The sequence below is a fragment of the Burkholderia sp. Ed8 genome (assembly GCF_040761425.1).
GTDB classification, from domain to species: Bacteria; Pseudomonadota; Gammaproteobacteria; order Burkholderiales; family Burkholderiaceae; genus Burkholderia; species Burkholderia seminalis.
The window spans coordinates 1,330,809-1,356,676 of sequence record NZ_CP142886.1 but is presented as its reverse complement, the minus strand read 5'-3'; the positions used below and the strand labels follow the sequence as shown (position 1 = coordinate 1,356,676).

Here is a 25,868-nt window from a genome sequence, read left to right as displayed (position 1 = left end):
GCGCCCGGTCCCCATCGTGCCTTCGTGACCGGGCGCGCTCAGTTGCTCGACGAGCATCCGCCGCAACTGCTCGAACTGCAGGAGCTGGAGTTGCACGAACTCGACGAACTGCAGCTCGACGACGAGTCGCTCGAACCGTAGGAGGAACCGGTCGATCCGCCCGCCCGTGCGGCGGCCGGCGCCAACGGCGGCGGCTCCATCAGCACCATCGAATGCGCAGCCCATGCGGTGCCGGCCAGCGCGCCCGCGCCGAACAGCGCGGCGGTCCACAGCAATGCGTCCGGCCCGTCGTGATCGTCGCTGCGCACGGTCCGCCGCGCGACGAGCGACGCCTGCCCGCCCACCGTCAGGCCAGACCGCCCGAATCCGGTCAGCCGCCCCACGACGATGCGGTACGCAATCGCGAATGCCGCCATGCCAATGACGAGCAACAGGACCGGCCGCCCCCGGCTCAGCCCGACCGCCAGTTTCGCCGCGCCCGTGCCGAGCACCAGCAGCGCAATCGCGCGTGCGGCCATGCGCGCCGTCCGCAGGTCGCCCGGCGCCCAGAAGCAGCCACGCGCGCGCAACGATTTCGCGTGCTCGGCAGCGTGACGTGCCAGCAACTGGCGGAATGCGCTGAAGCTGGCCTCCCCGTCAGGCTGCCCGGCCAGCCATTCGCATGCGTCCGCGTACGCACCCGCCCGAGTCGCGTCGATGAGCCGCACGCGCCCACCCAGCCGTCCGGCCATCGTCAGATCGATCGCGCCCGCGTGGACGAGCGAAAGCGTCGCGACCTGCACGACCCGCGACGCGTCGCCGGCGAGGTACGCGGCCTCCTCGGCGGTCAGGTCCGATGGGAATGCACGCCTGCGCCGGCATCGGTATTCGATCTGTTGCAGGAGCCCGATCAGCAGCAGCGCGGCGATGCAGACCGGAATGTAGAACGCGAGAAACCGCGGCCCCGTGTAATCCAGCACGTTGAAGTCCTGCGCCGATGCGCAGGTCGCGGCGACGCTTGCGGCGGCCGCCGGCCACGCGAGTTTCGGCAACCGGATGCCCAACGCGCGGCGCGGCGCCGCGGCGGCCGGCTCGTCTGCCTGCGGCGCCGCCGCTTCGGCCGGCCGATCGACCGGGCGCGGCCAGATCGACTCCGGCGGCTCGTGGCCGAACATCCGGCGATAGCTGTCGAGCGTGTCGCGATAGCGCCGCGCATACACGGCGCCCTCGTCCGGCGCGCCCGTACCGGGCATGTGATGCAGCCGCGCGCGCAGCACGCCGGCGCAGAAGACGTCCCAGTATTCGAGCGTGTACTGCAGGTGGAAATGCCATGCGGCATCGACCGCGACCGACGGTGTGACCGGATGCCCGGCCGCCTGCGCGAGAAACGCGAAGCGCTTGTATTCGTCGATCACGGCCAGCGCGTGGGCATGCGACCAGCCTTCGGCTTCGGCGAGGCGCCGGCTGTACGGCAGCGGCGCGCATGGATCGTCGGGGGAATAGGCGTGCAGACGCGCGAGCAGCGCCTGTTGCGCATCGGTCAGCGCGCGCGCATCGACCGCGGTCGGGGTAGACGGAAGGGCTGCCATCGGGAGTCGGCGTGATGCGCGGACGGCCGCCGCGATCGACGCTTGAGTTGTCGTTGCGGGAGATTCTCGCACGGCGGTGAGGCGGCGCGGCACAGCCGCCCGGAGCCGTCAGGTAGCGACAGCGGCGGCGGCTGGGATCGAACCAGCAACCCCTGCCTTCGGAGCTTTACCGGCGCGCAACACATCCTTTTAAATCAAAGCCTTACGCAACTCGCAAACTGCAAAACCAAGGCTGCACAAGGTCATCCAAGGCCAATCCAGGCCATTCAAGCTGCAATTTAGCTGCACGGTTCTCTTCGAAACGGATCCCGCGCACATATAGGCGCCCGGTAATTCCTACAGGGTTTCCACCTTCCCTTGCGTGCTACATTTCCCCCGCAGATTTCCTGTGAGGACAGGGCATGAGTTCAGCATTCATCCGCGAAGGCGACACCACCAGCCACGGAGGCCGCGTGCTTGCGTGTACGTCGACCAACATCGTATTCGGGAAGCCGTTGGCGCTCGAAGGTGACATGGTGTCGTGCCCGAAGTGCGGCGGTGTCTATCCGATCATTGGCGTCCGGGTGCGCAGCATGACGTTCGGTGGGCGGGCCGTGGCGACCGATGGGGACAAGACGGCTTGCGGCGCAACGCTGATCGCATCGCAAGGCCAGGCGACGGTAGAACCGACGTCCGGCGCGGGCGGCTCGATCGGCGCGGGTAGAAGCGTTCTGGCACAGAACGTCGCGCAAGACGATGGCGCGTATCGCGGACGCTTTCAGCTCGTCGACGACAGGACGCGCGAACCGATCGCGAACCACCCGTACACGGTGACGTCGGCGGACGGCAAGACGGTCCAAGGCACGACCGACGCGAGCGGCCACACTGATTGGCTCAGCAGCCACCAGGCGTCGTCGCTGTCGTTCCAGCAGCCCGGGAGCAGTGAATGAGCGGCGGCTATTCCCCGGGTTCGTCACCTGGGGGCATGAGCCCGGGCGGTCAAACAACGCAGGTTGGGATAAGCGCGGCGAAGCTCTCACCGAAAGACCGCAAGGTTCTGTGTCACACGTTCTGCGAGTGCCGGCGCATCGGCGTCGCGACGAAAACCGGGACCATCCAGCGGCAGCGGTGCGTTGAGATGCGACTCGGGCTACCGAACGAAGTGTCGAAGATGCAGACGGGCGTTCCGACCGAATATCGCCCGGAACAGCCGTACGATATGACAACGGATCCGCCTGAGCCGATCATGGACTATGACGACCCTCTCGAGCCCAATATCGGGATTCGGCAGTGGATCAAGGACAGGTGGCCGAGCAAGGGCAAGAAGTACGAGAAGGGCGACGTGCGCCGCCCCGACGTCGTCATCGTGAACGACCCGGCACAGCCGCCCGTACAGTCGAACATCAAGACCGTCGTCGAGATGAAGTTCCCCGGGGACACGTATGGCCCCGACCAGGAAGACGACTATATCGAGATCGCCGGCGGCCCGTCCAAGTTCGTCCACCTCGGCGCGGCTGACTGCGGATGCGGCGACGATGACGGGCAGAAGAAGACTTCGCGCTCGAGGCAAACCGCCTCACAATCTGACCTGGACGAACTGTACGGGACCAGCCCCAGCGCGCCCGGAGCCCCGCCGCTCCCGCCGCCGCAACTCCAGCCGCTCCCTGCTTTGTAAGCTGACGCCATGACAAACGACGAAATCGCTGCCTGGGCCAAGGATCCGCGCCGAGCGGACACGATGCCCTTCGGCCTGTACGAGCCCGCGCACCAGAAGGGCATCACTGGTGCCGCCTTGGTTGTGCGGGGCGTGCTCTACTTCCGCGACGGCTTCACACCCGCCGTCCGCCAAGCCCTGGTGCGCTGCTTCACGCAATACAACGCGGCGATCGAGGAATATCACCACGCGCTCGAGGTGGCAGCCGGCGAGCAGCCATCGAAATCCGGGCCGCTGCGCTGGCTGTACGCCGAGGGCGAAGAGCCAGCCCAGTACGACAAGGCGCCGGGATTCGAGAGCATCGCGGCGCGCGTGCCCGCCGACGAAACGCTCGCGGTCGCGATGACGAGCGCCGAGCACAAGCTCGCCACCGGGTTCTACGAATTTACCGTGTTCGCGCTGAGCGAAGGGAAAGCAGCGCGCAAGCGCGGTCTCGACGGCCTGGCCTTCACGGTGCCGCGCGCGTTTCTCGTCCAGCGGCCGGGCGTATTCGAAACGCTGTTCAATGCGTTCGCCAAGGATCTACCTACCGTCCACGGGCACGGCGGCCTGGCCGTGAACGTGCCACCGATGGGGCGGCGGCCGAACGAAGCCAGCGAGTATTTCTACGCGCGCCGTTTCGGGCCTGGCATCGACGTCGGCGATCCGATGCGATCGACTGTCCGCAAGCTCTACACGAAGATCAAGACCGTCGACTGGCTGAACGCACTCGATGGGGATCTCGTTCGCGCGGCTGGCGGCGCATCGTCGCTCATGCTTCCGCCCGACTGGTTCTCCCGCCAGCCATTCGGTGACGGCGGACTACTGATCAAGGCCGGCGTCGCGCCGGAGTCCGGCGTGTCCAACGGACCGGGAACTCCTGTCTCGCCGCCGGCCGCGTACGTCATTCTGAATCGCGCGCTGAAGCCGATCATTGCGGATTCGGTCGATACCCTGCAGGACGGGACGCTCGATAGCACTGCGCCGCTGCTCAATACGGTCGTCGCGACCGAAGGATGGCTACGCCGCTTCAATGTGTCGGATGACCAGCTCAACAATTACTGGATCGAGCTGCACAAAACGCCGAAACTCCGCGAGGCAAACGCATAACAACGTAAGCGGGAACGCTGCTCGTACTGAACACTCTTCTTGTCCCCGAGCGACTTGTGGCGCTTCCCGCTAGTGTGGGAGAATCGCGCAACTGATATCGACAGGAAGCACTGAGAAGTGAGTGAAGATCTCGTATCCCGACAAGCGCGTCGGCTTGGCAGGTTTGGTTACTTGTCGCTCGGCAGCACGACGCTCGCCCAACTTAGGCGCAGCAAATTTATTCGGACGAAGCTTACGATCGACGAGGAGCGGCGTAAGCCAGACGGCATCGTCTTCCTCCCCTTAGGCGGCATCAAGGCTGTTATTGAGGTTAAGCAGCCCAAGGAACTCACCGAACGGAAAGTTCGCGGCGTGGTCGCCGACTACAGCCCAATCGCGCGTGCTGTATGCAAGCTCCTGATCGTCACCGACGGTCAGAAGACCCTCTGGTACAACGCACTGACAGAGCGTCCTGTCCTGGACGAAGACGGAAAACCAGTTCGGTTTCATGTTGATCTTGGGAAGATCGATAGCCAGGCACTTAGTTCTGAAGAAGAGAGCGCTCTTGTCACCCTGATTGAGAAGGCTGAATACAGTCTGACCGATGACAACGATCGTTTTCATGAATTGCGAGTCATCGACCCAAGTGGTTTGGCAAAATCGGTGTGGCAGAAGATTTGGATAAACACCGGAAAGGAACCCGAGAAATGCCTTTATAACGTCGTTGAAATTCTGGTTTTCAAATTTCTCAGCGACATTGGCGTACTTACCGGCAATTATTCCTTCCGCCGCATCATTGAACTATTAGCCGATGAGGGCGATCGCGAAGCACTTAACCATTATGGGAAAGTGACGCGAGATCGAATTCGCACACTCTTTCCAAAAGGCGAAGATTTAACAACCGTTATCAACGGTACAATTTTCGTCAACGAAGCCGGCCAACCAAATTTAGCTCAAGCGGGCCTATTTGGCGAAGTCATCCGAGCATTTCAAGATTATGATGACGAGAACGGCTCACTCAAATACATCGACCGCCAGTTTAAGACCCGCCTATATGAATCATTCCTGCGCCAACAGGCAGGCATACGATCGCTGGGGCAATACTTCACGCCGCGGAATGTAGTCCAGCCGATTGTACGAATGTCCAATGCGGGAAAACTTCGCGCGGGTGACAGCCTATGCGATCCATTTTGTGGTGTAGGCGGATTCATTTTGGAGGCCATCGCCGAAAATGAAAATCTACTCGAGCAATTTCGCCCTGTTTCGGGGAAGATACGCCCCAAGGTAGAAATTCGAGGGTACGACAAAGGTACGGACGAGAAAGACGACGAGCGCACAATTATTCTCGCCAAAGCAAATATGCTCGTCTATCTTTCGGACCTACTATCCGAGTATCACTCGGAACCGTATCTTAAGGAATTCGCAACCAACGCCTTTAATTCAGTTTTCCATCTTATTCGGTCGAACCTGGGAACGTACGAGCGCGTATCCCCCGACGAGATGTACGACTTGATTCTGACGAATCCGCCATATGTAACGAGTGGTTCTGCAAGCATTAAGAATGCGATCGACGCCGCCGGCCTCGATCAGCACTATTCCGCTGGGGGGCGTGGGACGGAGTCGTTGGCAATACAATGGATTCTCAGCCATCTCAAGCCAGGTGGCGAGGCATTCGTAATTGTGCCCGACGGGTTGCTCAATCAAAGTTCGATGTTGCAGTACATCAAGGCGAAATGTAACGTGCTCGCAGTGATTGCCCTGCCGAGTCGGACGTTTTATTCGACACCGAAGAAAACATACATTCTTGCACTTCGCAGAAAAACAAAGGACGACGATCAAACTGAACCAGTTTTTACTTATCTTGTGTCAGAGATAGGTGAATCGCGCGATGCTCGCCGCGTCGCAATTGAAGAAAATGATCTCACAACAATGGAGCAGGAATTTAGGTACTTCCGCTCGTCTCCGAAAAAGTATAAGACTGCCGACCCACGATGCAGAATCATGCAATGGACCGAATTCGACGAATTTCGGAATTGGCTAGTAGACCGCAATTGGTCGCACGAAGAAAAGGTCGCTCTCGGTGTCGTTGAGGACGTTTTCGAAGTAGACGCGGACAGTTTCAGGCAACTGGTTGGTGATGCAAAAGATGCGCTTGACCGCTTGTTCGGAGAGTTGAGTGGCTGAATACATTGAAATTTCTATCGGAGACCTCTTCGGCGCTGTAAATGGTCGACCGAAATTCATTAAGGATTTTATTGACTCCCATCCGGGTTGCCATCCGGTCTACTCGGCATCCCTTACCAAACCGTTTGGGTATGTCGATGAATTCGAATATGAAGGGCATTACCTGACTTGGGTTATGAACGGATATGGCGGGAGGGTGCAAGAGATTCGGGGCCGCTTTTCCGCCAATCGAGATCGTGGTGTATTCGTACCTCGCGATGGCGTTGAGATTCCCGATCTCACGTATCTTCGTTTTGCCATGGAGCCTCAGTTGGTTGCGACTGCAGTTGGTCGTCGGGTAGATGGCCGGCTCAATGAATATACGAAGATATATCCGCGAACTGCTGAGGATGTGATGATCCGGCTACCCGTGAATGGCCGCGGGCAACTCGACTACGCGCAAATGACCGCGATGGGTGAAAGACTTCGGCGAATTGAACGGGCTCAAGCCGACGTTAGGCGAGCACAAGATTCCTTACTTCGCGCGGCCTTCGCACTAGATATCGGCGACCCCTCTGTAACGGTTAGCTTGGGAAGCGACGAATTTTTTTCTCTCTCTATTGGCACTAGAGTTCTCCGTTCCGAGCACGCACAAAGCGGAATACCTGTCTATAGCGCAAATGCACGTACGCCGTTTGGATTTATTGCAACGTCCAACCTTGTTGATTTTGAGAAGCCATCTCTACTTTGGGGCATTGATGGAATCTTCGACTGGAATTTAATACCTTCCGGCGTGCAGTTCGCAACAACCGACCATTGTGGACGGCTGCAAATTCTCGATGACAGGATCGATCCCGTTTATATTTACGCATTCCTCCGGGCGACCCGCGGCAGGTACGGATTCGATCGAGTCTATCGAGCCAATCTCGATAACATGAAGGCTGACGTTACGGTTTCTCTGCCAGTCGACAAACGAACAGGGGAATTTTGTCTTAAACGCCAACGTGCGCTTGCATCGTCATTCCGAGAGCTCGAGGAGGCACGCGCGGCTTCCTTAACAGCGCTGGAAGACGTATTGAAAGCCCGGATGTCGATCTGACAGGATGAGGGTCAAGCAGCGAGGTGTACCGGAATTAGCCTGCCAAGCGACCGCCGCAGGCGGGGAGAGGACCGCCGCAGCCGGTACAGGCCCGTGCTGCACCTCTCATATCAGTATCCCGTGTGCCTCGCCGCGCGCCGATCAGGGTAGCCCGCAAGGCGCGGCGGCGCATGTGAGCGCGAAAGCCAGCCATTTCTGCGTGCAACTGGGGCGCGATCCCAACTGCACGTATCAGCGCACTAGTTCGCATCGTCGCGCATCAAAATGCACGATTTACTCGCGCTCGAAAGCGTCCGGAACCCCACAATACAAGGGCCACCGGGTTTTGTAGCCCGGTGCATCAAAACCACCCTATCAAGCGGAGCCCGCAGGCGGGGAGGGACCGCGTCGTACCCGCAGCACACCCTGCGAAGCTCAAGAATCCGCGCATTACCATTTCTCACAGCCGCAACAAGGGGTTGGCGTAACATCAGGGTAGGTTGTCAAGTTGGATCGTTCTGCCGACCAGGAATGCTTCATGATGGAAAAGCCCCTTAGCTACGTGCAAATCACCGCGTGCGCCGAACGCGAAATCCAGTATCACCTCAACGAAACCGCGTCGCGGCCGCGCGGCAGTCATGCTGCCGACATACACCTTGGAGCGGCCATCGGCGCGTTCGATCTGTGGCGATGCCTCATGGTCGAAGCTGGCGTTGCGGAGGTTGACGAAAGCTATATGTCGGACGCGCAACGCCTCGAGGCGCTCGTCCGCCTTACGTCTCTGTCCACGGCGGCATCCTCGTTAGACCAAGATAAAGGCGAGACTGCATAACCAAGGCGCATAAAAGTGCATAGAAGAATCGGCCCACCTACCCCCGTTTCGCCCGCACCAGGCGGCCCCGAGCGCCGGGCGCACGAGTGCATAAAAACCGTTCGTTTTTGCGGGCAGGTGGGGCGGGGTCACAACTGCGCGCGCCGGGTCTTGATCGTCATCCCAGGGGCAGGGTCCGGCCCTTGGATCGGCGCCTCCGACGCGTCACGCGGCCCGCCACGGCCCTGCGGCGGGCTCGCCAGACCCTTGGGGTGCATCCAGGCGGCAGCCGCTCTGAGGCGCCCTAATCCGCCCCGACCTCGCACGATCGACAGACGCAAAAAAAGCCGCCGGCACCGAAGTGCCCGGCGGCTTTGCTTTGCCTGGCGTGCGCTCGGGCGTCAGCCCTTCGGCATCTCGAAATCTCTGAACCGCACGACCTCGGTCCCGATCCAGTCGTTCAGCTCCCGGAGCCGCGCCTTCAGCGGCTCGATCTCGAGGCCATTGAATACCCCGGCCGCCTTCTCCACATCACCGAAGCCGCCCGCGTTCGACGGGATGATCCCCATCAGTTGCGGCGGCACGCGGTGCGCCGCGAGCTGATCCTCGACAGTCACCTTTTTGATGTTCCAGAACTCGTCCTTCGCCGCGACCTCACCGATCGGCAGGAGCTGGATGCCGTCCTTCTTCCCTTTAGGCGCGTACATGAACAGGTTCCGGAAGTTGCCCGGCCCCTTCGCGTTCTTCAGCGCCGTACGCAGATTGTCGACGTCCTCCTGACGCTCGGCCGCATCGGTCATGTACATGATGAAGCCGGCGTGGCTGCCGTTCTTGTAGTAGCGCCGGCGGAACAGCGTCGCGCTTTCGTTCAGCCAGGTCGAGTTCAACGCCGACAGGTATTCGGGTAGCCCGTAGATCTCCTGGTTCAGGTCCGGCTCGTACAGGTGATAGACCGCGCCCTTCGGGAACGCATACGGCTCGCGCACATTCGTCACGAACCAATATTGACCCGGCTCGACACCGACCCGTGTGTACTTCGCGAGCGACGACTTCAGCGCCATCGGCGCGCCGAGCTGGTTCGTGCGCAGCTCGAGGTAGCTGTTCGCGAAGACCAGGTACTCGAGCACGTACCGGCTGAAGTCGGCACGCGACAGCAGCGGATGCTCGATGTACGACTGCACGAGGATGTTGCGCTTCACGTAGATGGCCGAGCTGTGGTGTGGCGCGGCCCGAAACGAACGCGCTAGGCCGTCCAGGGGCAGCGGCGGCTCGTACCAGTTCCCCATCCGCATGCACTCAACGTACTCGAGCAGCTCGCGCCGATCCATCACTTCGATCGGATCGCCAAACGAAAACACCTCCGCACGCGGCGCCGGCGTGGACTCAGCGGCCTGCTCGGCACGGCCATGCGTGCGGCGCCCGGCGCCGCGTCGATACTTACCTGCCATCAAAAATCTCCATGAATCCGGTATTGGTGCCCGTCGCGCCCTCGAGCGGCTCGTTCGCGAGCGCGTGCATGCACGCCCAGGCCAAGTCGCCGTGGCTCGCCTCTTCCGATCGGCTCGCCTTGTACGTGACCTGCAGCCCGCTGGGCGTGATCGTCTTCTTGATCGCCATGAACGCGGCGGCGAGATCCTTCCAGCCCGTGTCGAACTCGAGCCGGCCTTTGCGGATCACGTTCTGCGCCTTCATCACGAGCGCGGTCTTGATCTCGACTGAGTAGTGGAACGGCGTCGCGGCCGGGAAAAACTTCGCAACGAGCTGATAGACGCCCTGGCCGATCCCCGTCGTATCGATGCCGATGTAGGTCACTCGGTAGCGCAGGGTCAGCGCTTCGATCTGCGCCGCCTGCGCTTCGAAGTCGAGGCCGTGCCACTGGAACCGCTCGAGCACGCGGAACTTGCCGCCGGGATACTTCGGCGGCGCCAAGACCACGCAGCCCGCACTGTCGCCCGTGTGCGACGGGTCGTAACCGATCCACACCTCTTCGTCGCCGAACGGGCGCATGTACAGCGGCTTGAAGTCGTCCCACACCTCCCACGTGTCGACCATGCACGTCTGCAACGTCGCGAGAGGAAAGACCGACAACGAATCGTCAATGAACTGGCACAGCAGCAGGTTCGCGTATTCGTCCGCGCTGTATTCGAGCCTCAGGCGTTCGAGGTCGAACAGGTTGCAGCCGCCGCGCACGGCGTCCTCGACGGTCACGATCTGCCGATACTGGCCGTCCGCACACGTGCGCCCGGCCGCGAGCGCCGCGTTCGAGATATCGATCGAAACACGCTGATCCTTCGGGCGACCGCGGTTGAACAGCGCACCGGACCAGAACGGGTACGCGTCATGCGCGAGGCTCGACGGCGTCGAGAAATACGTCTGGCGCCACTGCGAATGAATCGCCATGCCGGACGCAACCTTGCGCAGGTCCTGGAAGCGCGGAACCCAGAAGTACTCGTCGAAATAGAGGTTGCCGTGATAGCTCTGCGCGGTGCGCGCGTTCGTGCCGAGGAAGTACAGCGTCGCTCCGTTCGGCAACACCATCGGATCGCCCTTCAGCTCGACGCCGACCGCGTCCTTCGCGAACTGGACGATGTACTGGCGGAACACGTGCGCCTGCGCCTTACTGGCCGACAGGAAGATCTGGTTGCGCCCCGTGTTCAGCGCGTCGAGCAGCGCTTCGCGCGCGAAGTACCAAGTTGCCCCGATCTGCCGGCTCTTCAGGATGTTGCGAATCCGCTCTTTGAAGCCTGCCCGATACCAGGTGCGCTGATAATCGAAGATCGATTCGAGGAACGCATCGTTCAACTTCTCGATCTGCTCTTCGCTGAACGCGTTGCGGTCGTCCGAGCTGCGCGATCGGCGCGTGCCGCCACTGCCCCCGGATTCGCTCACCTTTGGATCGTTCGCCGGTCGCGCGCGCAATCGGTCGAGCTGACGCGTCAGCAGGTCGATCTCCTTGAAGTCGCGCCCTTCCTTCGCCTCCTTCGTGACGAGCTTTATCAGCTGCGCCTCGATCGTCATGTTGACGCGATCGACCGGCTCCGTCTGGTCCCATCTATCGCGCTTTTTCCAGCTATAGAGCGTGGCCGGCTTCACGCCGAGCAGCTCGGCGATACGCGCGATGCGATACCCCTGCCAGTACAGGTCGCGTGCGCGTCGGCGTGGATCAACGTCGGATGAATCAATGGGAAGTGCAGTCATGCAGCAAGGCTACCGACGCGCGCGCGTAGGCCCTACTGCGTACGGTTGTATCGGTTGCGCGCACAACCAACATGCGTTGCGACTCCAGTTCGAACTGCCGAAACTGGAATCCCTGAACACAGCACCCCTCTCAGCGGATTCGCACATGGCACAGGACGCAAAGAAGACGAAGTTTTTCCGGATCGCGACCGAAGGCGCGACGACGGACGGCCGCACGATCGATCGCGGGATGCTCGAACAGATGGCGAGCAGCTACGACCCGAAAACGTACGGCGCACGCATCAACATGGAACACATTCGAGGCTACACCCCGGACAGCACGTTCCGCGCGTATGGCGACGTGATCGCGCTCAAGGCAGAAGAGCAGGACGGAAAGGTGCGCCTGCTCGCGCAACTGTCGCCGACCAAAGACCTGGTCGCGCTGACCAACGAGCAGCGGCAGAAGGTCTACACGTCGATGGAAGTCGATCCCGATTTTGCCGGCACGGGAGAGGCGTACCTGGTCGGCCTCGCCGTCACCGACAACCCGGCAAGCCTCGGCACGGAAATGTTGCAGTTCAGTGCGAAGCACAAAGCGTACGACGCACGGAAGCAGCGCCCGGAAAACCTTTTCAGCGCCGCCATCGAAGCCGACATCGAGATCGAAGACGAGGACGCACCGCCGCGTACCGGCGATGCCGGCAAGTCGCTGTTCTCGAAGGTGCGCGGCCTGCTGAACCGCAAGGAAGCAACCGACGACCAGCGCTTTTCCGACCTCTCGCAATCGATCGTCGCGCTCGCGGAAAACCAGAGCCAGGTGCTCGAGCAACTCGAGAAGTTCAACACGAACGTCGACGAGCTGAAGCGCGCGCAGCAGGACAGCGACAAGCGCCACAGCGAGCTGGTCCAGAAGCTTTCGCGCACCGACAGTAGCCCGCAACAGCGGCCGACGTCGACGGGCAGCGACAACGGGGCGCAGACCGACTGCTAACCCGCCCTCATCCCATTTCCCCTAGACGGAGAACCCATGCGGAACACTACCCGCGAGCAGTACAACCGGTATCTGGCTCGCATCCAGGAACTGAACGGCATCAGCGATGCCACGAAGAAGTTTTCGGTCGTGCCGAGCGTGCAGCAAACGCTCGAAACCAAGATCCAAGAATCGAGCGCATTCCTCGGCCGGATCAACATCCACGGCGTCGAAGAAATGGAGGGCGAAAAGATCGGCCTCGGCGTATCCGGCCCGATCGCGAGCCGCACCGATACGACCAAGCGAGCGCGTGAAACGCGCGACGTTTCGGCACTCGACAACCAGAAATACCGTTGTGAGAAGACGAACTACGACACGCACATCCGCTATCAGCAGCTCGACGCGTGGGCGAAGTTCCCGGACTTCCAGGCGCGTCTGCGCGATTCCATCATCGTGCGTCAGGCACTCGATCGCATCATGATCGGCTGGAACGGCGTGAAGGTTGCGGACGATACCGATCTCGCCACGAATCCGCTGCTGCAGGACGTGAACATCGGTTGGCTGCAGCAGTACCGCAACAACGCGAAGCAACGCGTGTTCTCGGGCGTGAAGATCGGCAAGGGCGAAGAATTCAAGAATCTCGACGCTGTCGTTTCGCTCGCGCGCAACGAGTTCCTCGACCCGTGGTACGCCGAAGACCCGAACCTCGTCGTGATCTGCGGCCGCGAGCTGCTCCAGGACAAGTATTTCCCGCTCGTCAACCAGGCGCAGCCGTCGACCGAAACTCTTGCAACCGACATCGTCGTATCGCAGAAGCGCGTCGGCAACCTGCCGGCCGTCAGCGTGCCGTACTTCCCGCCGCATGCGCTGATGGTCACTCGCCTGGACAACCTGTCGATCTACTGGCAAACGAGCGCGCGCCGGCGCTCGCTGAAGGAAGTGCCCGAGCGCGATCGCATCGAGAACTATGAAAGCTCGAACGATGCGTACGTGATCGAGCAGTACGGCGCCGGCTGCGTGGTCGAGGGCATCCAGTTCGCCGACGCTGCCCCGGCCGCTCCGCAGGGTGGCGCATGACGAACCCGTTCCGCCAACACTTCCAGCGCACCGTCGCGGCCACGGCCGCGCGCGGTACGCCGGCGAGTGTCGGCGGGCTGCGCGACGACTCGGCATATACGCTGATGCTCGCGCAGCTCGACGAACACCGCCGCGCGCTGAAGGCTGTCGAGTCGCTCGAGCGCAAGGCCGATCTGAAGCGTCAGTTTCTGCCCGCATACGACGCGTGGGTCGCGGGTGTGCTCGACGGCGCTGCTGGCGCGCAGGACGACGTGCTGATGACGATCATGGTCTGGCGCGTCGACGTCGGCGACTACCAGGGTGCGCTCGAGATCGGCGCGTACGCGCTGCGGCACGCTCTGCCGCTGCCCGACCAGTACAAGCGCAGCACTCCGTGTCTGCTCGTCGAGGAGTTCGCCGAGGCCGCGCTGCGCGCCCATCGCGCCGGCGATGCGATCCAGGTCGAACCGCTCGTCGAGATCGAACAGCTCACGGCAGCGGCCGACATGCCCGACGAAGTTCGCGCAAAGCTGCACAAGGCTATCGGCTACGGCCTCTCCGCTTCCGATCCCGCGCACGCCCTCGACCATCTACGCCGCGCGCTGCAGCTCTTCGCGAACGTGGGCGTGAAGAAGGACATCGAGCGGCTCGAGCGCGAGCTGAAGAATTCCGCCAACGGGGGCCAGTCCGGCCCCGGTGGCTGACACCGAGCGTACCCCGCGCACCAGGCGGCACGGGGCCGTAGCCGGCACTGTCCGCGCGAAAGCCCCGTCCACCGCCTCACCCTCTCAACGTGACGAACCCGACCATGTCCTTTGTCTCGACCCCGCCGCTGCCGCGTGCGCCGGCGGATGCGGAACCCGCCAAGCCGATCAAGAACGACCCGTTCTATCCGGATGTGTCGCTCGAGCACGCGCGCGACACGATGCGCCTCGACGGGTCGATCACCGATGCCCGTCTACGGCACGAGCTGCTCGCCGCGATCGCCGAGGTCAACGACGAGCTGCGCAGCGCACGCGCGGCGTGGCGCGATGCCGGCATCACGTGCCTGGCCGACGTGCCCGCCGACCAGCTCGACGGCGAAAGCGTACGGCTGCAGCACTATCGCCGCGCGGTTTACTGCCTGGCGAAGGCGACGCTCATCGAGCGGTACCGCGACTACGACACGACGGGCGATGGCGCGCGCCGAGCAGACGAGCTGGAGCCCCAGGGCGACGAGCTACGCCGTGATGCCCGCTGGGCGATCAGCGACATCATCGGCCGCCCTCGCGTGACGGTGGAGCTGATCTGATGGAAGTGCGGGCGCTCCAGGGCGAAACCATCGACGCGCTGTGCTGGCGCGTCCTCGGCCGCACGCGCGGCGTCGTCGAAGCGGTGCTCGACCTCAACCGGGACCTGGCGCAGTACGGCCCGATCCTGCCTCACGGGCTGCTCGTCGAGCTGCCCGACGAAGTACCGCAAGCGGCGCATTCCGGCGCCGAGCGGCTCCAGTTATGGGACTGAGAATGGCTGAACCTATTTCCACGTCGTCCGCGACGGTCGCGGCGCTCGGCGTCGCCACGCTGTCGCTGTTTCCCGGCGTCGACGCCAACGTCGTCATGGGCGCGTTCGCCGGCTCGCTGCTGTTTGTGATGACGGCCGCCGATCCGTCGATTCCGAAGCGCATCGCGTTCTTCGTGATCTCGTTCGTCGCCGGGTGCCTCACGGCCGAGCTGTTCGCCGCCGCGCTCGACGCGGTGCTGCCGGCCCGCGTTGAGGTGCACGCCGGCATCGGTGCGCTGATCGCATCCGCCCTCGTCGTGAAACTGCTGCTGTGGCTGATCGCCCAGGCCGACGCGCCCGATCGGCTGCTGAACGTGTTCAAGGGGAGGGAAAAGTGATGCTCACGACCTTCTACGTGCTGCTGTGCGCGGCGCTCGCGCTGCGCCTCGTGACCTTCCGCCGTGGCACGAGCGCCCACCGGCCGCTCGCGGCATGCCTGGCGTACACGATCGCGGTCGCCGCCGGCGCCGCTCCGATCCGCGCCGCGTTCGGCATGCTGCCGCCGGCGAATCTTGCCGACACAGTGCTGGTCGGCGTCCTGTGCCTCGCCGTGTACGGGGTTCGCGGCAACGTCGTCGAGCTGTTCCACCGTGGCAACCCGCGCGACTCCGTGATCGCGCGCGTGCTGCAATTTAAGGTATGGGGGCGCCATGTATAAGACCCTGCGCCTCGGCGACCGCGGCGCCGACGTCAGCTACCTGCAGCGCCAGCTCATCGCAGCCGGCGCGCGCCTCGACCCCGACGCGATTTACGGCAGCGCAACCCGTAACGCCGTGATGGCGTTCCAGGCCACGCACGGTCTGGTCGCAGACGGCATCGCCGGCCCGAAGACCTGGTCGACGCTCTCGGCCGGCCGGCGCGATCCGCGCCATCTCACCGACGCCGACCTGCAGCACGCGGCTGATCGGCTGCAGGTCGATATCGCGGCCGTGCGTGCCGTCAATGAGGTGGAATCGAAAGGCGCCGGGTTCCTGCCTGACGGCCGGCCCGTGATCCTGTACGAGCGGCACATCATGTATCGCCAGCTCGCGGCGGCCGGCCTGGACGCGGACGCGCTGGCGGCGAAATATCCGGCCCTGGTCAACCCGAAGCGCGGCGGCTACGCCGGCGACGCGGCAGAATATGCGCGTTTGGCGAGCGCGTCGCAAATTTCGGCCGCATGCGCGCTCGAAGCGACGAGCTGGGGCGCGTTTCAAATCATGGGCTTCCACTGGAAGGCGCTCGGCTATCCGGACGTGTTCGCATTCGTCGACGCGATGAAGGTCAGCGAGGCCGAGCAGCTCGAGGCATTCGTCCGCTTCGTCCTGGCCGACAAGGTAATGCTCGCCGCGTTGCGCGGTAAGAAGTGGGCAAAGTTCGCCGAGCTGTACAACGGCAAGGCTTACGCAGAGAACCTGTACGACGTGAAGCTCGAACGGGCCTTCGATCGCTACAGCCGGGCGGCCGCGTGACGACCGGCGCCCGTGTCTTCGTTGTCGGCGCGATCGCGCTCGCCGTAGCTACCGTCGTCATCGCGATCCAGCATGCGCGCCTGGTCGACGCCGGCCAGCGCGTCGACGGTCTCGCGCGCGAAGTGCGCGATCGGACCGCCGAGCGCGACGCGGCACGCCGCGACGTGAAGGTCGTCACGCAGTACGTCGACCGTGTCCAGGTCGTCCGCGAGAAGGGCGACACCATCATCAAGGAGGTTCCCGTCTATGTGGATCGCGAAGCGGATCGCGCCTGCGTTGTTCCTGTTGGGTTTCTGCGCGTGCACGACGGCGCCGCCGCCAACGTGCCGGTGGGCGATCCCGGAAGCGCTGATGCGGCCCCCTCGGGCATTGCACTCTCTGCAGTCGCCGCAACCGTCGCCGGCAACTACACCACCTGTCACGAAAACGCAGAGCAACTGATCGCGCTGCAGGCCCGAGTACGCGACACGGGGGAACCGGCGCCATGAAGAAGCCCGACAGCCTGCGCGCTGCGCTCACTGCCGCCCTGCCCGAGTTCGCGCGCGATCCCGATCGGCTGCACGTCTTCATCGAACACGGGTCGATCGCCGTCACCGCTGCGAAGTCGCTGTCGTTCGAATATGCGTACACGCTCGACATCGTCGTAACGGATTACGCCGGCGACGCGGATCACCTCATGGTGCCGATCATCGCCTGGCTGAAGGTCCACCAGTCCGAGCTGCTGCTCAACCGCGACCTGTGCCGCGACGGGTTCAAGTTCCAGGCCGAGCTGCTCGACAACGGCAAATCAGACGTCGAGATCCTGCTGAAGCTGACCGAGCGTGTCGGCGTGGTGGAGCGGACGGACGGCTACGAGATTCGCCACTTCGGCGAGCCGCCGATCGCGGGGACCTGATGGTCGATCGACTGTCCCGCGCCGAGGATTGGGCGTCCGGCCTGCTCGGCCAACTCACGGCCGCGCAGCGCGCGGTTCTGGCGAAAGGGCTGGCCGCCGAGCTGCGCCGACGCCATTCACGGCGCATCGCCGAAGCCCGCAACCCGGACGGCAGCCGGTACGCGCCACGCAAGCCACAGGCCCGGCGCAAGAAAGGTCGCATCCGGCGCGCGATGTTCGCGAAGCTGCGCACCGCGCGCTTCCTCAAAACCGCGTCGACCGCCGACGCATCGGTGCTGCATTTCACACGCCAGGTCGAACGCATCGCGCGCGTCCATCAGGAGGGCCTACGCGATCGCGTCGAGCGCACCGGGCCGGTCGTCCAGTATCCTGCACGCGAGCTGCTCGGCTTGGCTGACGCCGACGTTGCCGCCATTTCCGCCCTCATCCTCGATCACTTGGCGAGATAGAAACATTGGAAAAACCGCATGCCATGCCTCGACCTAATAGGTGTGGTATTTTTTTGGTGGGCAGGCCGGGCTGACGCAACAGGTTGGCCGACCTTGCTGACTGATAAGGAATATCTCGACAATTGCCATTTTCGGCTTTTGAAAGGGCCAGGCATTCACCTCGTCATGAACATACGTTCTTTGTTCCGTATAGCAATTCAATACGGATTGTGCGTCGCTTAACGAATCAAGGAGTGCCTGCACTATCCTTGGGCTTATTAATTGCTGAATTGATTGGGCAGTACTCACGATTGATGCCCTTTCATTGTTGCGCCGCCTGGACCTTTAGCACCCATGGTTACCAGCTCTTGCTCCATTAACCGCCGAGCCATTTGAGATCCGACTATCGACGCGAGATTGTTCTCGTCCCAATTTTTCGCCGCAGCGAGCGCCACTCTATTGATTTCGGCCTGTTGTTGTTCGTTGACGTCAAGCGAAAGCGTAACGGCGCGTAGAACCGCCCGCTCGCGCAGCTCAAGTAATTGATGCAGTTTCATGACTCGTCTCCGGCTCGACACAAAGTATTCATAGCCTACCAATAAGACGGCTGGGACAAGGCTCAAGTTGAGCATCATCCGAGTCGTCAACGTTATGCTGAACCAGACAGAATGGTTTTTGTAGAGATCTTTCCAGTCGGCCGGCCACGTCGCCCCATCAAGAAGCTCGACCCAAGGGCGCATGCTTTCAGCAAAATTACAAATAAACAGGGTCAGGATTGCGAATGCAATGAAAAGAGCGGCCGCGCTACATTCGCGCCATTCCTGGAACGGCTCCGGCACCGCTATATCATCAGATGATTTTTGTTCCGCCACCGTAGCTCTCTTTGTTGACTTCGTCATTCTTGGACTGCTTTTGTCGTTTTACGGCGATTGGGTTAGAAATCAAGTGGTATTTGCCCACAAGGTCCATTGGACATAGGAACGGAGGTAGTTCGTTGTGAGTTCGCGACGCCCTTGCCGAGCCGTAGCTCACCGCGAACATAACGACCGTCACCGGGCACAGTGCTACGAGCGGCCGGGTTTGTGTTGTGGCCCAACACGGCACAACTCCGAGCACGTGACCCTCTCCCGCGCGCGCGGCATCCTTGCCGCATGGATGATTTTGCTGACCTGAACCGCCGCATCGAGAGCCTGCTTCGCGAAGGCACCGTGATCGAAGTCGATCACGATGCCCGCCGCATACGCGTGGAATCCGGTGGCCTGCAAACCGACTGGATTCGCTGGCTCGCGCATCGCACCGGCGACAGCATCACGTGGGATCCGCCGTCCGAGGGCGAGCCTGGGCTGCTGTTCTGTCCGTCCGGCGAACCGACGACGGGTCTCTTTCTCCCGGGCGTGTATTGCGACGGCCACGACTCGCCCAGCTCGAGCCCGACGCAACACGTGCGCGTCTACCGCGACGGCGCACGCGTCCAGTACGACTTCGCCGCGCACGCGCTCACCGCCACGCTTCCGGCCGGCGCCACCGTCCAGGTCATCGCGCCTGGCAGCGTCACGGTCGAAACCAAAACCGCAACCGTCAAGGCGAAATCCGTCACGCTCGACGCCGACGATACGACCGTGACGGGCTCGCTGCTCGTGAAGGGACCGCTCACGTTCGAATCGGGGGCGACCGGCAAGGGCGGGGGCGGAGCCGGCGGTGGCGGCCCTGTAATCGAGATTCAGGGCAGCGCGCACTTCACTGGCACCGTGACTGCTGACGTCGACGTGAAGTCGCGAGGCGTCAGCCTTGTAGAGCATCCGCACCAGGCGCAGGGCGAATTCGCCAAGACCACGAAGCCGATCGCGGGTGGCGCATGATCGGCATGAACGCGCGCACCGGCCGCGCGATCGCCGGCCAGGCCCACATCGAGCAGTCCGTCGCCGACATCCTGTTCACGCCGCCCGGCACGCGCGTGATGCGCCGTGAATACGGTTCGCTCCTTCCTGAGCTGATCGACGGCCCGGTCAATCCCCTGATGCGCATGCGCGTCATGGCGGCGTCCGTGATGGCGCTGGCCCGGTGGGAACCGCGTATCCAGGTCAACCAGGTGGATTTCGGCAGCACCGGCATCGACGGTGGCACCGTGCTCGAGCTGCAAGGCGAGCGCACGGACGGCCCGCGCGCGGGCGCTGCCTTCTCCATGCGCCTGCAGGCGACGAACGGGCGAGGTGCTGCATGAGAACGACGCCGATCGATCTGTCACAGCTCCCCGCACCGGACATCGTCGACGAACTCGACTACGAAACGATCCTGGCCGAGAAGAAAGCCCGCTTGGTCTCCCTGTACCCGAAGGAACAGCAGGACGAGATCGCGGCCACGCTCGAGCTCGAATCGGAGCCGATGGTGAAGCTGCTGCAGGAGGGCGCGTACGAAAAGATGCTGCTGCTCGCGCTCATGAACGAGAAAGCGCGCGGCATCCTGCTCGCGTACGCGAAGCGGAGCACGCTCGAGCACATCGGCGCCCTCTTCGACGTGGAGCGTCTGCTGATCTCGCCGGGCGATCCCGACCAGGGCATCGATCCTGTCTACGAGGACGACGACAGCCTGCGCGAGCGCATCCAGCTCGCACCGCGTGGCTTCTCAGTCGCTGGCCCCGACGACGCGTACGTGTTCCATGCGCGCGCCGCTGACGGGCGCGTGAAGGCGGCGACCGCGTATAGCCCGTCGCCTTGCGTGATGATCGTCACGGTTCTGTCGCGCGAAGGCGACGGCACCGCGAGCCAGGAACTGATCGACATCGTCAAGAAGGCGCTCGAGAAGAAGCGGCCGCAGGCCGATGAGGTCATCGTGCAAAGCGCCAAGATCGTGCCGTACGCGATCCGCGCGACGCTGCGCTTCTTCAACGGCCCGGATCGCGCGGTCGCGCTCGCGGAAGCGCGGAAGAAAACGCAACTGTTCGCCGACTCGATGCACCGGCCGGGTTCCGAGGTCACGAAGGACGGCTTGTACGCGTCGATGCGCGTTGCCGGCGTCCAGAAGGTGCTGCTCGACACGCCGGCCGAAGGCGTGCCGATCGCGATCGACCAGGCGCCGTACTGCACGGGTATCGAGCTGACGGACGGTGGGGTGGCCGATGACTAAGCCAGCCGTCTCCCTGCTGCCGCCGAACGCGACCGTGCTCGAGCGGCGCCTGGCCGAAGCCAACGCCGACGTGCTGGACATCCCGGTCGAGATCGACACGTTGATGGATCCAGATCGAATCCCGTTGCGCTTCCTGCCCTGGCTCGCCTGGCACATGGGCGTCGACACCTGGCGCGATGAGTGGCCCGAGCAGGTAAAGCGCGCACGCGTGAAATCCGCGATTCGGATCGCCCGCAAAAAGGGCACGGCCGACGCAGTGCGCGACGTGTGCGCGTCGTTCGGTGCGAACGTGGTGATGCGTGAGTGGTTCGAGAAAACTCCGCGAGGCATGCCCGGCACGTTCGAGATCGTGATGACGGTCGGCGGGCGTGACGGCGTGCCGGCCACCGCGCAGTACGTCAACGACATCCGCGCCGAGGTCGATCGCGCGAAGCGCGGCACCGCCCACTACATCTTCACGCAGGGCTTCAGCATGCACGGCGCGATCGGCATTGCATGCGGCGTGCGCGCAGCCGTCTATCGCCGCCTCTCTCTTACGGACTAACGAACATGGCTGGAAACCTCATCTACATCACGGACGCCGGCCGCGCCGCACTGGTAGCGCCCGGCAACACCGGAACCACCGCACGCCAGGTCACGCAAATCGGCCTCGCCACGGCATCCTTCGCGTTCAAGCCGGACATGACCGCGATGCCGAGCGAATTGAAGCGCATCACCACCTTCGGCGGCGATACCGTTGCGAAGGACACGATTCACATCGTGATCCAGGACGACAGCGCGGACCAGTACAAGCTGTTCGGTTTCGGGCTGTACCTGGACAACGGCGTGCTGTTCGGCGTCTACGTGCAGAACGACCCGATCCTCGAAAAGGCGCCGGCCTCGATGCTGCTGTTGGCCGCGGATACCGTGTTCGCCTCGATCGACGTGACGAAGCTCGTGTTCGGCTCGACATCATTCCTCAATCCGCCGGCGACCACCGCGCGCCAGGGCGTTGTCGAGCTGGCGACGCAAGCCGAAGTCGACGCCGGTGCAGATAGCGTCCGCGCCGTGACGCCGAGGGCCGCCGCCGCACGATATGCCCCGCTCGTGCGCCCGCAGCTCACCGGCCCCGTCAGTATCACCTCGGCGTCGACGGATCTGGACGCGCAGCTCACCGTCGCGGCGGCCTCGGGCGCCCTGAATCGCGGGGCGAAGCTCCGCTTCCTCGGCACGTTCGCGGCCGGCACGGCGGACACCAATGCACGCTACGTGGCATCGATCCGCGCAGGCTACGACGGCGGCACATGGGGCCGTGAGTACCTGGACTTCTGGATTAACCGCGCCGCGAACGATGCGAACAGCGACACCAATCAGGTGCGCGCGTTGCGAATCACGTACGGCGGCCGGGTCGTCGTCGGCAATCGCGAAGATGACGGAAAGACCGCGTTTCAGGTCGGTGGCGACGGCGCGTTCACGGGCGGCATTTCGTCGTCAGGGCTCGACGCCGGCGGCGCCAATATCCGGCTGCGCAACGGCCGCGATGTGCTGCTGCGCAACGACGGATCGAACTTCTACCTGCTGCTGACCAACAACAGCGATCCGGGGGCATCGTGGAACGCGTATAGGCCGTTCACCATCAACATGGCTACGGGCGTCTTGTCGCTGGATGACACGGGCGCTGGGGCGTACTTCGGCGGGCAAGTGAACGTCCGGGGCATGCTGAACGTCAGTAATGGCGCAAACGAGGCGCGCATGCTGATCGGACCGAGCGGCGGCTACTTCTTCGGGACTAGCAACGCTGCCGGGTTCTATCTCCCGTCTACGGGCGCGATGTTCGCATTCGATTTCGCGAAGAAGAATCTGACCGTCGTCGGCAACGAAGTGTGGAATGCGGGCAATCTGCCAAACCCGGCGCAAACGAGCGGCATCACAATGTCCGGGCAGATTCTGGCCGCCGAAGGCACTGTGACGCGACCCGGCTATTCGTTCGTGAACGACGGCGCACCGGACACGGGCTTTTTCCATATCGCGGATGGCGTGTTTGCTGTCACGAACAACGGGCGAGAAACGATGCGGTTCCTTGCCGTCGACGGCAGCTACCAAAATAATCGCGTCTTGATCGGCCAGCCGGCCGACGACGGCAGCATGTTGCAAGTAGCGGGCAACGCGACCACGCACGGTTTGCATCGGTTCGGCGAGGGCAAGACGACTGCTTGGGCCAACTGCGGTAGCGATTGGGCTTACTTCCGCTCGAACGGCCACGTCTCGATCGGCAGTGAAGGCGCTGCCGGTGTCCTGCAACTGATTGCGGGCAAGGCTGAAGCGGCCCGCTTCTTTCCGGGCGGTCGGATGACGCTGGGCGGGCTCGATGACGACGGATCGAATCGGCTGCAAGTTGGCGGTAACAGCCGCACCTATGGCACGTCATTTTCTGGTGGCGCAGGCTCGGTTACAGCATGGGTGTCGGCTGACGCGAACTACGGCTATTTCCGCACGGCAGGCAACGCAACCGTCGGCTCGGAGAACGCGAACGGTTATTGCGATCTGTTTGCGGGCAATGCCGCACGCCTTCGCGTGATGCCGTCCGGTCGCGTCCTGATTGGCACCGCCAACGACAACGGCGGCGATCTCCTGCAAGTCGCGGGCACGGTAAGGGGCACGAACAGCGTCGGCGCTCTGGTTGCATCGAACGGTTCCGGGGCGGGCCAAACGTCGATCATCCTGCGCCGTGAAGGTGGTGCGACTGACCAGAAGCAATGGGAGCTATTGCACGACGGCGGCGGCGGCTTTGGCATCCGCACGGTAAACGATGCGTACTCTGCTTCGCAGAACGTTCTGACCGTTTCGCGCGGTGCGGGCTACGCCGCCGGCAACATGTATCTGATGCCGAACGGTGGGCGCGTGCTGGTCGGCGGGGCGACTGACGACGGCTCGATTCTCAACGCGGAAGGTCTCGTGCGCGGACGCGGATACGCCGTCGATGGCGGGGCATCGTGGGCGACGATCTATTTCAAGAACGGCGCCAAGACGCGATTCGCGATCGGCAAAACCGACACCGACGATTTCGCAATGACGGCATGGGCCGACGACGGCGCCTCGCAATCTAAGGTGCTGGACATTGCCCGGGGCACGCAGGTTGTTTCGTTCGCGAAGCGCCCGACATGGGCGGGCGGGGCCGTACCGTATGACACCGGGAATTTCGATCCGAATTCGAAGGTGAACAAGGCCGGCGACACCATGACCGGCGACCTGCGCGTCAAGCAGCCGAACAACACGGACGCGCGAGGTTTTGTCGCTGCGCGCGCCGACGGTACCGCTCAGGCATGGATTCACGCCACGATGAACGGCAACTATTCGGCATGGGCGACCATGAAAGCGGACGGCAACTGGCAGTCGAACGTCATCGTTGTCTACAACGACGACAACCGCGTCCATTTCAACTCGAATATCCATGTCACGGCGCTTTCTCGCTTCTACAACCGCCCCACCCTGAACCGTGACGGTTGGCAGGCGGACATCGGCCTGCGCAACAACCGGCCCGGCTTCGACTCGTGGACGTACCTGCGCGCACGCGATGACGGCGGGATGGAAATCATCAACAGTGCGTACAACGCAGTCACGTGGGCCGTCGACGACTGGGGAACGATGTTCATGCGCGGCCAGCAGATTCTCAATACTGATGGGAACCTGTACCTCTCGTGGCGTGGCGTGTGGCTGTCCGATCAACTGGCCGCCATCGACAACGCACTCGGCAGTAAAGCCAACGCCGGCACCGGCGTCGTGCGCACTGATTTCTTCGAGATCGGGTACATCGACGTCAACACCGCAAACATCGAAGTTACCGCCCCCGACAACGCTGTTATCACGGGATTGGTTTCACAAGGCGGCACGCGGCGTATCTATGTCCGCTGCTCACGTTTGAGGATCTGAAAATGAATCGCTTTGAATGGACTCACGATTTGATGGTCCGCACGCTTGAAACGATGTATCCAGGCAAGAAACACGGACCCGACTTCATCGTCGGCGTGCCGGTCGGCCCGAATGGAAAGCAAGTGGGCAACCCGCTGATCATGCAATGGAAGGGCGCGGACCCCGAGCCGAAGTACGCCGACGTGTATGGCGCCTTCAAAGCACAGGAGCGGTCGATTCGAGAAGCGGATGCTCGTTCCTTGCGCGACGACATTTTGCGGAATACGGACCAGTTCGCGCATGCGCCCCCGGATGCGCCCGACGCGGTCCGGGCGAAGGCGGAAGCCTGGATCGCATATCGCGAAGCCCTGCGCGCACTCCCCGAGCAGCCGGGATTCCCGTTCGATATCGACTGGCCGCTGTCCCCCGCTTAAACGACGTTACCAACCCCTTCTCCAAGGAAATTGAAATGGCAATCAAGAAAAGTGTTGTTCTCGCATCGACCGGCGCAACGGCCGGCTACCACGTAATCGGTAACGTCACGCTCGACGTATTGGGCGGTACCACGGTTGCGTCGATCAACAGCTATGTGTCGGAAGAAACGTATAAGGCGGGCAAGCAGCCGCTGCAGCTGTCGTCGACCATTGCCGTCGAAGGCGTACCGGAAGAGAACGAAGGGGCGGTGCCGTACATTCACCGACGCCTCGTCGAAGCGAAACCGGATGACGAACAGCCGGCCGGCGATCGACCGACAACGATGTACAACGCGCTCGACCGCTACATGCTGGCTGGTGGCGAGATCGTCGCGTAAGGCGACATAGGAAGGAAAGGACGCGGCGACGTGCGCGATGCAGGAACATCGCGCACGCCCCGCACCAGCAGAGCAGACCTGCAGGATTGGCCAGGGCCGCGACACCTCTCGAGAGGCGCCGGCATCCTAGCACAGGCAGGAATCAC

28 protein-coding genes are annotated in these 25,868 nt (G+C 62.9%); 24 read left to right on the top strand and 4 right to left on the bottom strand.

Annotated features, from left to right (window positions below):
* Positions 1-38: 38 nt before the first annotated feature.
* Positions 39-1,568, bottom strand: coding sequence for a TIGR04222 domain-containing membrane protein (locus tag VXM69_RS20180; RefSeq protein WP_367190106.1), 1,530 nt, complete (start codon positions 1,566-1,568; stop codon positions 39-41).
* 401 nt (positions 1,569-1,969) lie between these two features.
* Between VXM69_RS20180 and VXM69_RS20175 the strand changes: the two genes are divergently transcribed.
* The 6 genes from VXM69_RS20175 (at position 1,970) to VXM69_RS20150 (ending at position 8,402) form a co-directional block, all read left to right on the top strand.
* Complete coding sequence (locus tag VXM69_RS20175; RefSeq protein ID WP_077188944.1) at positions 1,970-2,497, top strand: PAAR domain-containing protein; 528 nt, start codon at positions 1,970-1,972, stop codon at positions 2,495-2,497.
* Positions 2,494-3,222, top strand: a complete 729-nt coding sequence (locus VXM69_RS20170; protein ID WP_367190105.1) for a VRR-NUC domain-containing protein — start codon at positions 2,494-2,496, stop codon at positions 3,220-3,222. Before VXM69_RS20175 ends, VXM69_RS20170 begins: the two co-directional genes overlap by 4 nt.
* A gap of 9 nt (positions 3,223-3,231) precedes the next feature.
* Positions 3,232-4,350: a DUF3396 domain-containing protein gene (locus VXM69_RS20165; RefSeq protein ID WP_367190104.1), complete on the top strand. Its 1,119-nt coding sequence runs from the start codon at positions 3,232-3,234 to the stop codon at positions 4,348-4,350.
* A gap of 117 nt (positions 4,351-4,467) precedes the next feature.
* Complete coding sequence (locus VXM69_RS20160; protein WP_367190103.1) at positions 4,468-6,513, top strand: class I SAM-dependent DNA methyltransferase; 2,046 nt, start codon at positions 4,468-4,470, stop codon at positions 6,511-6,513.
* Entirely contained in the window at positions 6,506-7,591 is a 1,086-nt protein-coding gene (locus VXM69_RS20155) for a hypothetical protein (protein ID WP_367190102.1), read from the top strand. Before VXM69_RS20160 ends, VXM69_RS20155 begins: the two co-directional genes overlap by 8 nt.
* Positions 7,592-8,108: 517 nt before the next feature.
* Positions 8,109-8,402 carry a hypothetical protein gene (locus VXM69_RS20150; RefSeq protein WP_367190101.1) on the top strand — a complete coding sequence of 98 codons (294 nt, stop codon included), beginning with the start codon at positions 8,109-8,111 and terminating at the stop codon, positions 8,400-8,402.
* Positions 8,403-8,782: 380 nt separating this feature from the next.
* On the opposite strand, the gene VXM69_RS20145 is transcribed toward VXM69_RS20150, so the two are convergent.
* Together VXM69_RS20145 and VXM69_RS20140 are read right to left on the bottom strand one after the other, a co-directional pair.
* Positions 8,783-9,829 (bottom strand): phage portal protein, encoded by a 1,047-nt coding sequence (locus tag VXM69_RS20145; protein WP_367190100.1) that lies wholly within the window; start codon positions 9,827-9,829, stop codon positions 8,783-8,785.
* Entirely contained in the window at positions 9,819-11,579 is a 1,761-nt protein-coding gene (locus VXM69_RS20140) for a terminase ATPase subunit family protein (protein WP_367190099.1), read from the bottom strand. The genes VXM69_RS20145 and VXM69_RS20140 overlap by 11 nt, the downstream gene beginning before the upstream one ends.
* Before the next feature lie 145 nt (positions 11,580-11,724).
* Between VXM69_RS20140 and VXM69_RS20135 the strand changes: the two genes are divergently transcribed.
* From VXM69_RS20135 to VXM69_RS20085, 11 genes are all read left to right on the top strand, one after another.
* A complete protein-coding gene (locus VXM69_RS20135) occupies positions 11,725-12,549 on the top strand; it encodes a GPO family capsid scaffolding protein (RefSeq protein WP_367190098.1) in 825 nt (274 codons plus the stop codon).
* Between the two features lie 36 nt (positions 12,550-12,585).
* Positions 12,586-13,605: a phage major capsid protein, P2 family gene (locus tag VXM69_RS20130; protein WP_367190097.1), complete on the top strand. Its 1,020-nt coding sequence runs from the start codon at positions 12,586-12,588 to the stop codon at positions 13,603-13,605.
* On the top strand, positions 13,602-14,288 hold the full coding sequence (locus tag VXM69_RS20125) for a terminase endonuclease subunit (RefSeq protein WP_367190096.1): 687 nt from the start codon (positions 13,602-13,604) through the stop codon (positions 14,286-14,288). The genes VXM69_RS20130 and VXM69_RS20125 overlap by 4 nt, the downstream gene beginning before the upstream one ends.
* A gap of 104 nt (positions 14,289-14,392) precedes the next feature.
* Positions 14,393-14,875 carry a head completion/stabilization protein gene (locus tag VXM69_RS20120; RefSeq protein WP_367190095.1) on the top strand — a complete coding sequence of 161 codons (483 nt, stop codon included), beginning with the start codon at positions 14,393-14,395 and terminating at the stop codon, positions 14,873-14,875.
* Entirely contained in the window at positions 14,875-15,087 is a 213-nt protein-coding gene (locus tag VXM69_RS20115; protein ID WP_039201626.1) for a tail protein X, read from the top strand. The genes VXM69_RS20120 and VXM69_RS20115 overlap by 1 nt, the downstream gene beginning before the upstream one ends.
* Before the next feature lie 2 nt (positions 15,088-15,089).
* Complete coding sequence (locus VXM69_RS20110; protein ID WP_012327676.1) at positions 15,090-15,464, top strand: putative holin; 375 nt, start codon at positions 15,090-15,092, stop codon at positions 15,462-15,464.
* Positions 15,464-15,784 carry a phage holin family protein gene (locus VXM69_RS20105; RefSeq protein ID WP_367190094.1) on the top strand — a complete coding sequence of 107 codons (321 nt, stop codon included), beginning with the start codon at positions 15,464-15,466 and terminating at the stop codon, positions 15,782-15,784. Before VXM69_RS20110 ends, VXM69_RS20105 begins: the two co-directional genes overlap by 1 nt.
* Positions 15,777-16,577: an N-acetylmuramidase domain-containing protein gene (locus tag VXM69_RS20100; protein ID WP_367190093.1), complete on the top strand. Its 801-nt coding sequence runs from the start codon at positions 15,777-15,779 to the stop codon at positions 16,575-16,577. Before VXM69_RS20105 ends, VXM69_RS20100 begins: the two co-directional genes overlap by 8 nt.
* Positions 16,574-17,065 carry a hypothetical protein gene (locus tag VXM69_RS20095; RefSeq protein WP_367190092.1) on the top strand — a complete coding sequence of 164 codons (492 nt, stop codon included), beginning with the start codon at positions 16,574-16,576 and terminating at the stop codon, positions 17,063-17,065. The genes VXM69_RS20100 and VXM69_RS20095 overlap by 4 nt, the downstream gene beginning before the upstream one ends.
* Positions 17,062-17,472, top strand: coding sequence for a phage tail protein (locus VXM69_RS20090; protein WP_367190091.1), 411 nt, complete (start codon positions 17,062-17,064; stop codon positions 17,470-17,472). The genes VXM69_RS20095 and VXM69_RS20090 overlap by 4 nt, the downstream gene beginning before the upstream one ends.
* Positions 17,472-17,921 carry a phage virion morphogenesis protein gene (locus tag VXM69_RS20085; RefSeq protein WP_367190090.1) on the top strand — a complete coding sequence of 150 codons (450 nt, stop codon included), beginning with the start codon at positions 17,472-17,474 and terminating at the stop codon, positions 17,919-17,921. Before VXM69_RS20090 ends, VXM69_RS20085 begins: the two co-directional genes overlap by 1 nt.
* A 284-nt stretch (positions 17,922-18,205) precedes the next feature.
* On the opposite strand, the gene VXM69_RS20080 is transcribed toward VXM69_RS20085, so the two are convergent.
* Positions 18,206-18,799, bottom strand: a complete 594-nt coding sequence (locus VXM69_RS20080; RefSeq protein WP_367190089.1) for a hypothetical protein — start codon at positions 18,797-18,799, stop codon at positions 18,206-18,208.
* 252 nt (positions 18,800-19,051) lie between these two features.
* On the opposite strand from VXM69_RS20080, the gene VXM69_RS20075 reads away from it, so the two are divergent.
* The 7 genes from VXM69_RS20075 to VXM69_RS20045 are packed head-to-tail and all read left to right on the top strand — an operon-like array spanning position 19,052 to position 25,722.
* Positions 19,052-19,759, top strand: coding sequence for a phage baseplate assembly protein V (locus VXM69_RS20075; protein ID WP_367190088.1), 708 nt, complete (start codon positions 19,052-19,054; stop codon positions 19,757-19,759).
* Positions 19,756-20,121, top strand: coding sequence for a GPW/gp25 family protein (locus tag VXM69_RS20070; protein WP_367190087.1), 366 nt, complete (start codon positions 19,756-19,758; stop codon positions 20,119-20,121). The genes VXM69_RS20075 and VXM69_RS20070 overlap by 4 nt, the downstream gene beginning before the upstream one ends.
* Positions 20,118-21,023, top strand: coding sequence for a baseplate J/gp47 family protein (locus VXM69_RS20065; RefSeq protein WP_367190086.1), 906 nt, complete (start codon positions 20,118-20,120; stop codon positions 21,021-21,023). The genes VXM69_RS20070 and VXM69_RS20065 overlap by 4 nt, the downstream gene beginning before the upstream one ends.
* Positions 21,016-21,567, top strand: a complete 552-nt coding sequence (locus VXM69_RS20060; protein WP_367190085.1) for a phage tail protein I — start codon at positions 21,016-21,018, stop codon at positions 21,565-21,567. Before VXM69_RS20065 ends, VXM69_RS20060 begins: the two co-directional genes overlap by 8 nt.
* A gap of 5 nt (positions 21,568-21,572) precedes the next feature.
* Positions 21,573-24,932, top strand: a complete 3,360-nt coding sequence (locus VXM69_RS20055; protein ID WP_367190084.1) for a phage tail protein — start codon at positions 21,573-21,575, stop codon at positions 24,930-24,932.
* 2 nt (positions 24,933-24,934) lie between these two features.
* On the top strand, positions 24,935-25,345 hold the full coding sequence (locus VXM69_RS20050; protein ID WP_367190083.1) for a phage tail assembly chaperone: 411 nt from the start codon (positions 24,935-24,937) through the stop codon (positions 25,343-25,345).
* 35 nt (positions 25,346-25,380) lie between these two features.
* Positions 25,381-25,722 (top strand): hypothetical protein, encoded by a 342-nt coding sequence (locus tag VXM69_RS20045; RefSeq protein ID WP_069245891.1) that lies wholly within the window; start codon positions 25,381-25,383, stop codon positions 25,720-25,722.
* Positions 25,723-25,868 lie beyond the last annotated feature (146 nt).

Coding starts and splice junctions, on each gene's coding strand:
- VXM69_RS20180 (WP_367190106.1), bottom strand. CDS start 1,568: ATGGCAGCCCTTCCGTCTACCCCGACCGCGGTCGATGCGCGCGCGCTG.
- VXM69_RS20175 (WP_077188944.1), top strand. CDS start 1,970: ATGAGTTCAGCATTCATCCGCGAAGGCGACACCACCAGCCACGGAGGC.
- VXM69_RS20170 (WP_367190105.1), top strand. CDS start 2,494: ATGAGCGGCGGCTATTCCCCGGGTTCGTCACCTGGGGGCATGAGCCCG.
- VXM69_RS20165 (WP_367190104.1), top strand. CDS start 3,232: ATGACAAACGACGAAATCGCTGCCTGGGCCAAGGATCCGCGCCGAGCG.
- VXM69_RS20150 (WP_367190101.1), top strand. CDS start 8,109: ATGATGGAAAAGCCCCTTAGCTACGTGCAAATCACCGCGTGCGCCGAA.
- VXM69_RS20145 (WP_367190100.1), bottom strand. CDS start 9,829: ATGGCAGGTAAGTATCGACGCGGCGCCGGGCGCCGCACGCATGGCCGT.
- VXM69_RS20140 (WP_367190099.1), bottom strand. CDS start 11,579: ATGACTGCACTTCCCATTGATTCATCCGACGTTGATCCACGCCGACGC.
- VXM69_RS20135 (WP_367190098.1), top strand. CDS start 11,725: ATGGCACAGGACGCAAAGAAGACGAAGTTTTTCCGGATCGCGACCGAA.
- VXM69_RS20130 (WP_367190097.1), top strand. CDS start 12,586: ATGCGGAACACTACCCGCGAGCAGTACAACCGGTATCTGGCTCGCATC.
- VXM69_RS20125 (WP_367190096.1), top strand. CDS start 13,602: ATGACGAACCCGTTCCGCCAACACTTCCAGCGCACCGTCGCGGCCACG.
- VXM69_RS20120 (WP_367190095.1), top strand. CDS start 14,393: ATGTCCTTTGTCTCGACCCCGCCGCTGCCGCGTGCGCCGGCGGATGCG.
- VXM69_RS20115 (WP_039201626.1), top strand. CDS start 14,875: ATGGAAGTGCGGGCGCTCCAGGGCGAAACCATCGACGCGCTGTGCTGG.
- VXM69_RS20110 (WP_012327676.1), top strand. CDS start 15,090: ATGGCTGAACCTATTTCCACGTCGTCCGCGACGGTCGCGGCGCTCGGC.
- VXM69_RS20105 (WP_367190094.1), top strand. CDS start 15,464: ATGCTCACGACCTTCTACGTGCTGCTGTGCGCGGCGCTCGCGCTGCGC.
- VXM69_RS20100 (WP_367190093.1), top strand. CDS start 15,777: ATGTATAAGACCCTGCGCCTCGGCGACCGCGGCGCCGACGTCAGCTAC.
- VXM69_RS20090 (WP_367190091.1), top strand. CDS start 17,062: ATGAAGAAGCCCGACAGCCTGCGCGCTGCGCTCACTGCCGCCCTGCCC.
- VXM69_RS20085 (WP_367190090.1), top strand. CDS start 17,472: ATGGTCGATCGACTGTCCCGCGCCGAGGATTGGGCGTCCGGCCTGCTC.
- VXM69_RS20080 (WP_367190089.1), bottom strand. CDS start 18,799: ATGACGAAGTCAACAAAGAGAGCTACGGTGGCGGAACAAAAATCATCT.
- VXM69_RS20075 (WP_367190088.1), top strand. CDS start 19,052: ATGGATGATTTTGCTGACCTGAACCGCCGCATCGAGAGCCTGCTTCGC.
- VXM69_RS20070 (WP_367190087.1), top strand. CDS start 19,756: ATGATCGGCATGAACGCGCGCACCGGCCGCGCGATCGCCGGCCAGGCC.
- VXM69_RS20065 (WP_367190086.1), top strand. CDS start 20,118: ATGAGAACGACGCCGATCGATCTGTCACAGCTCCCCGCACCGGACATC.
- VXM69_RS20060 (WP_367190085.1), top strand. CDS start 21,016: ATGACTAAGCCAGCCGTCTCCCTGCTGCCGCCGAACGCGACCGTGCTC.
- VXM69_RS20055 (WP_367190084.1), top strand. CDS start 21,573: ATGGCTGGAAACCTCATCTACATCACGGACGCCGGCCGCGCCGCACTG.
- VXM69_RS20050 (WP_367190083.1), top strand. CDS start 24,935: ATGAATCGCTTTGAATGGACTCACGATTTGATGGTCCGCACGCTTGAA.
- VXM69_RS20045 (WP_069245891.1), top strand. CDS start 25,381: ATGGCAATCAAGAAAAGTGTTGTTCTCGCATCGACCGGCGCAACGGCC.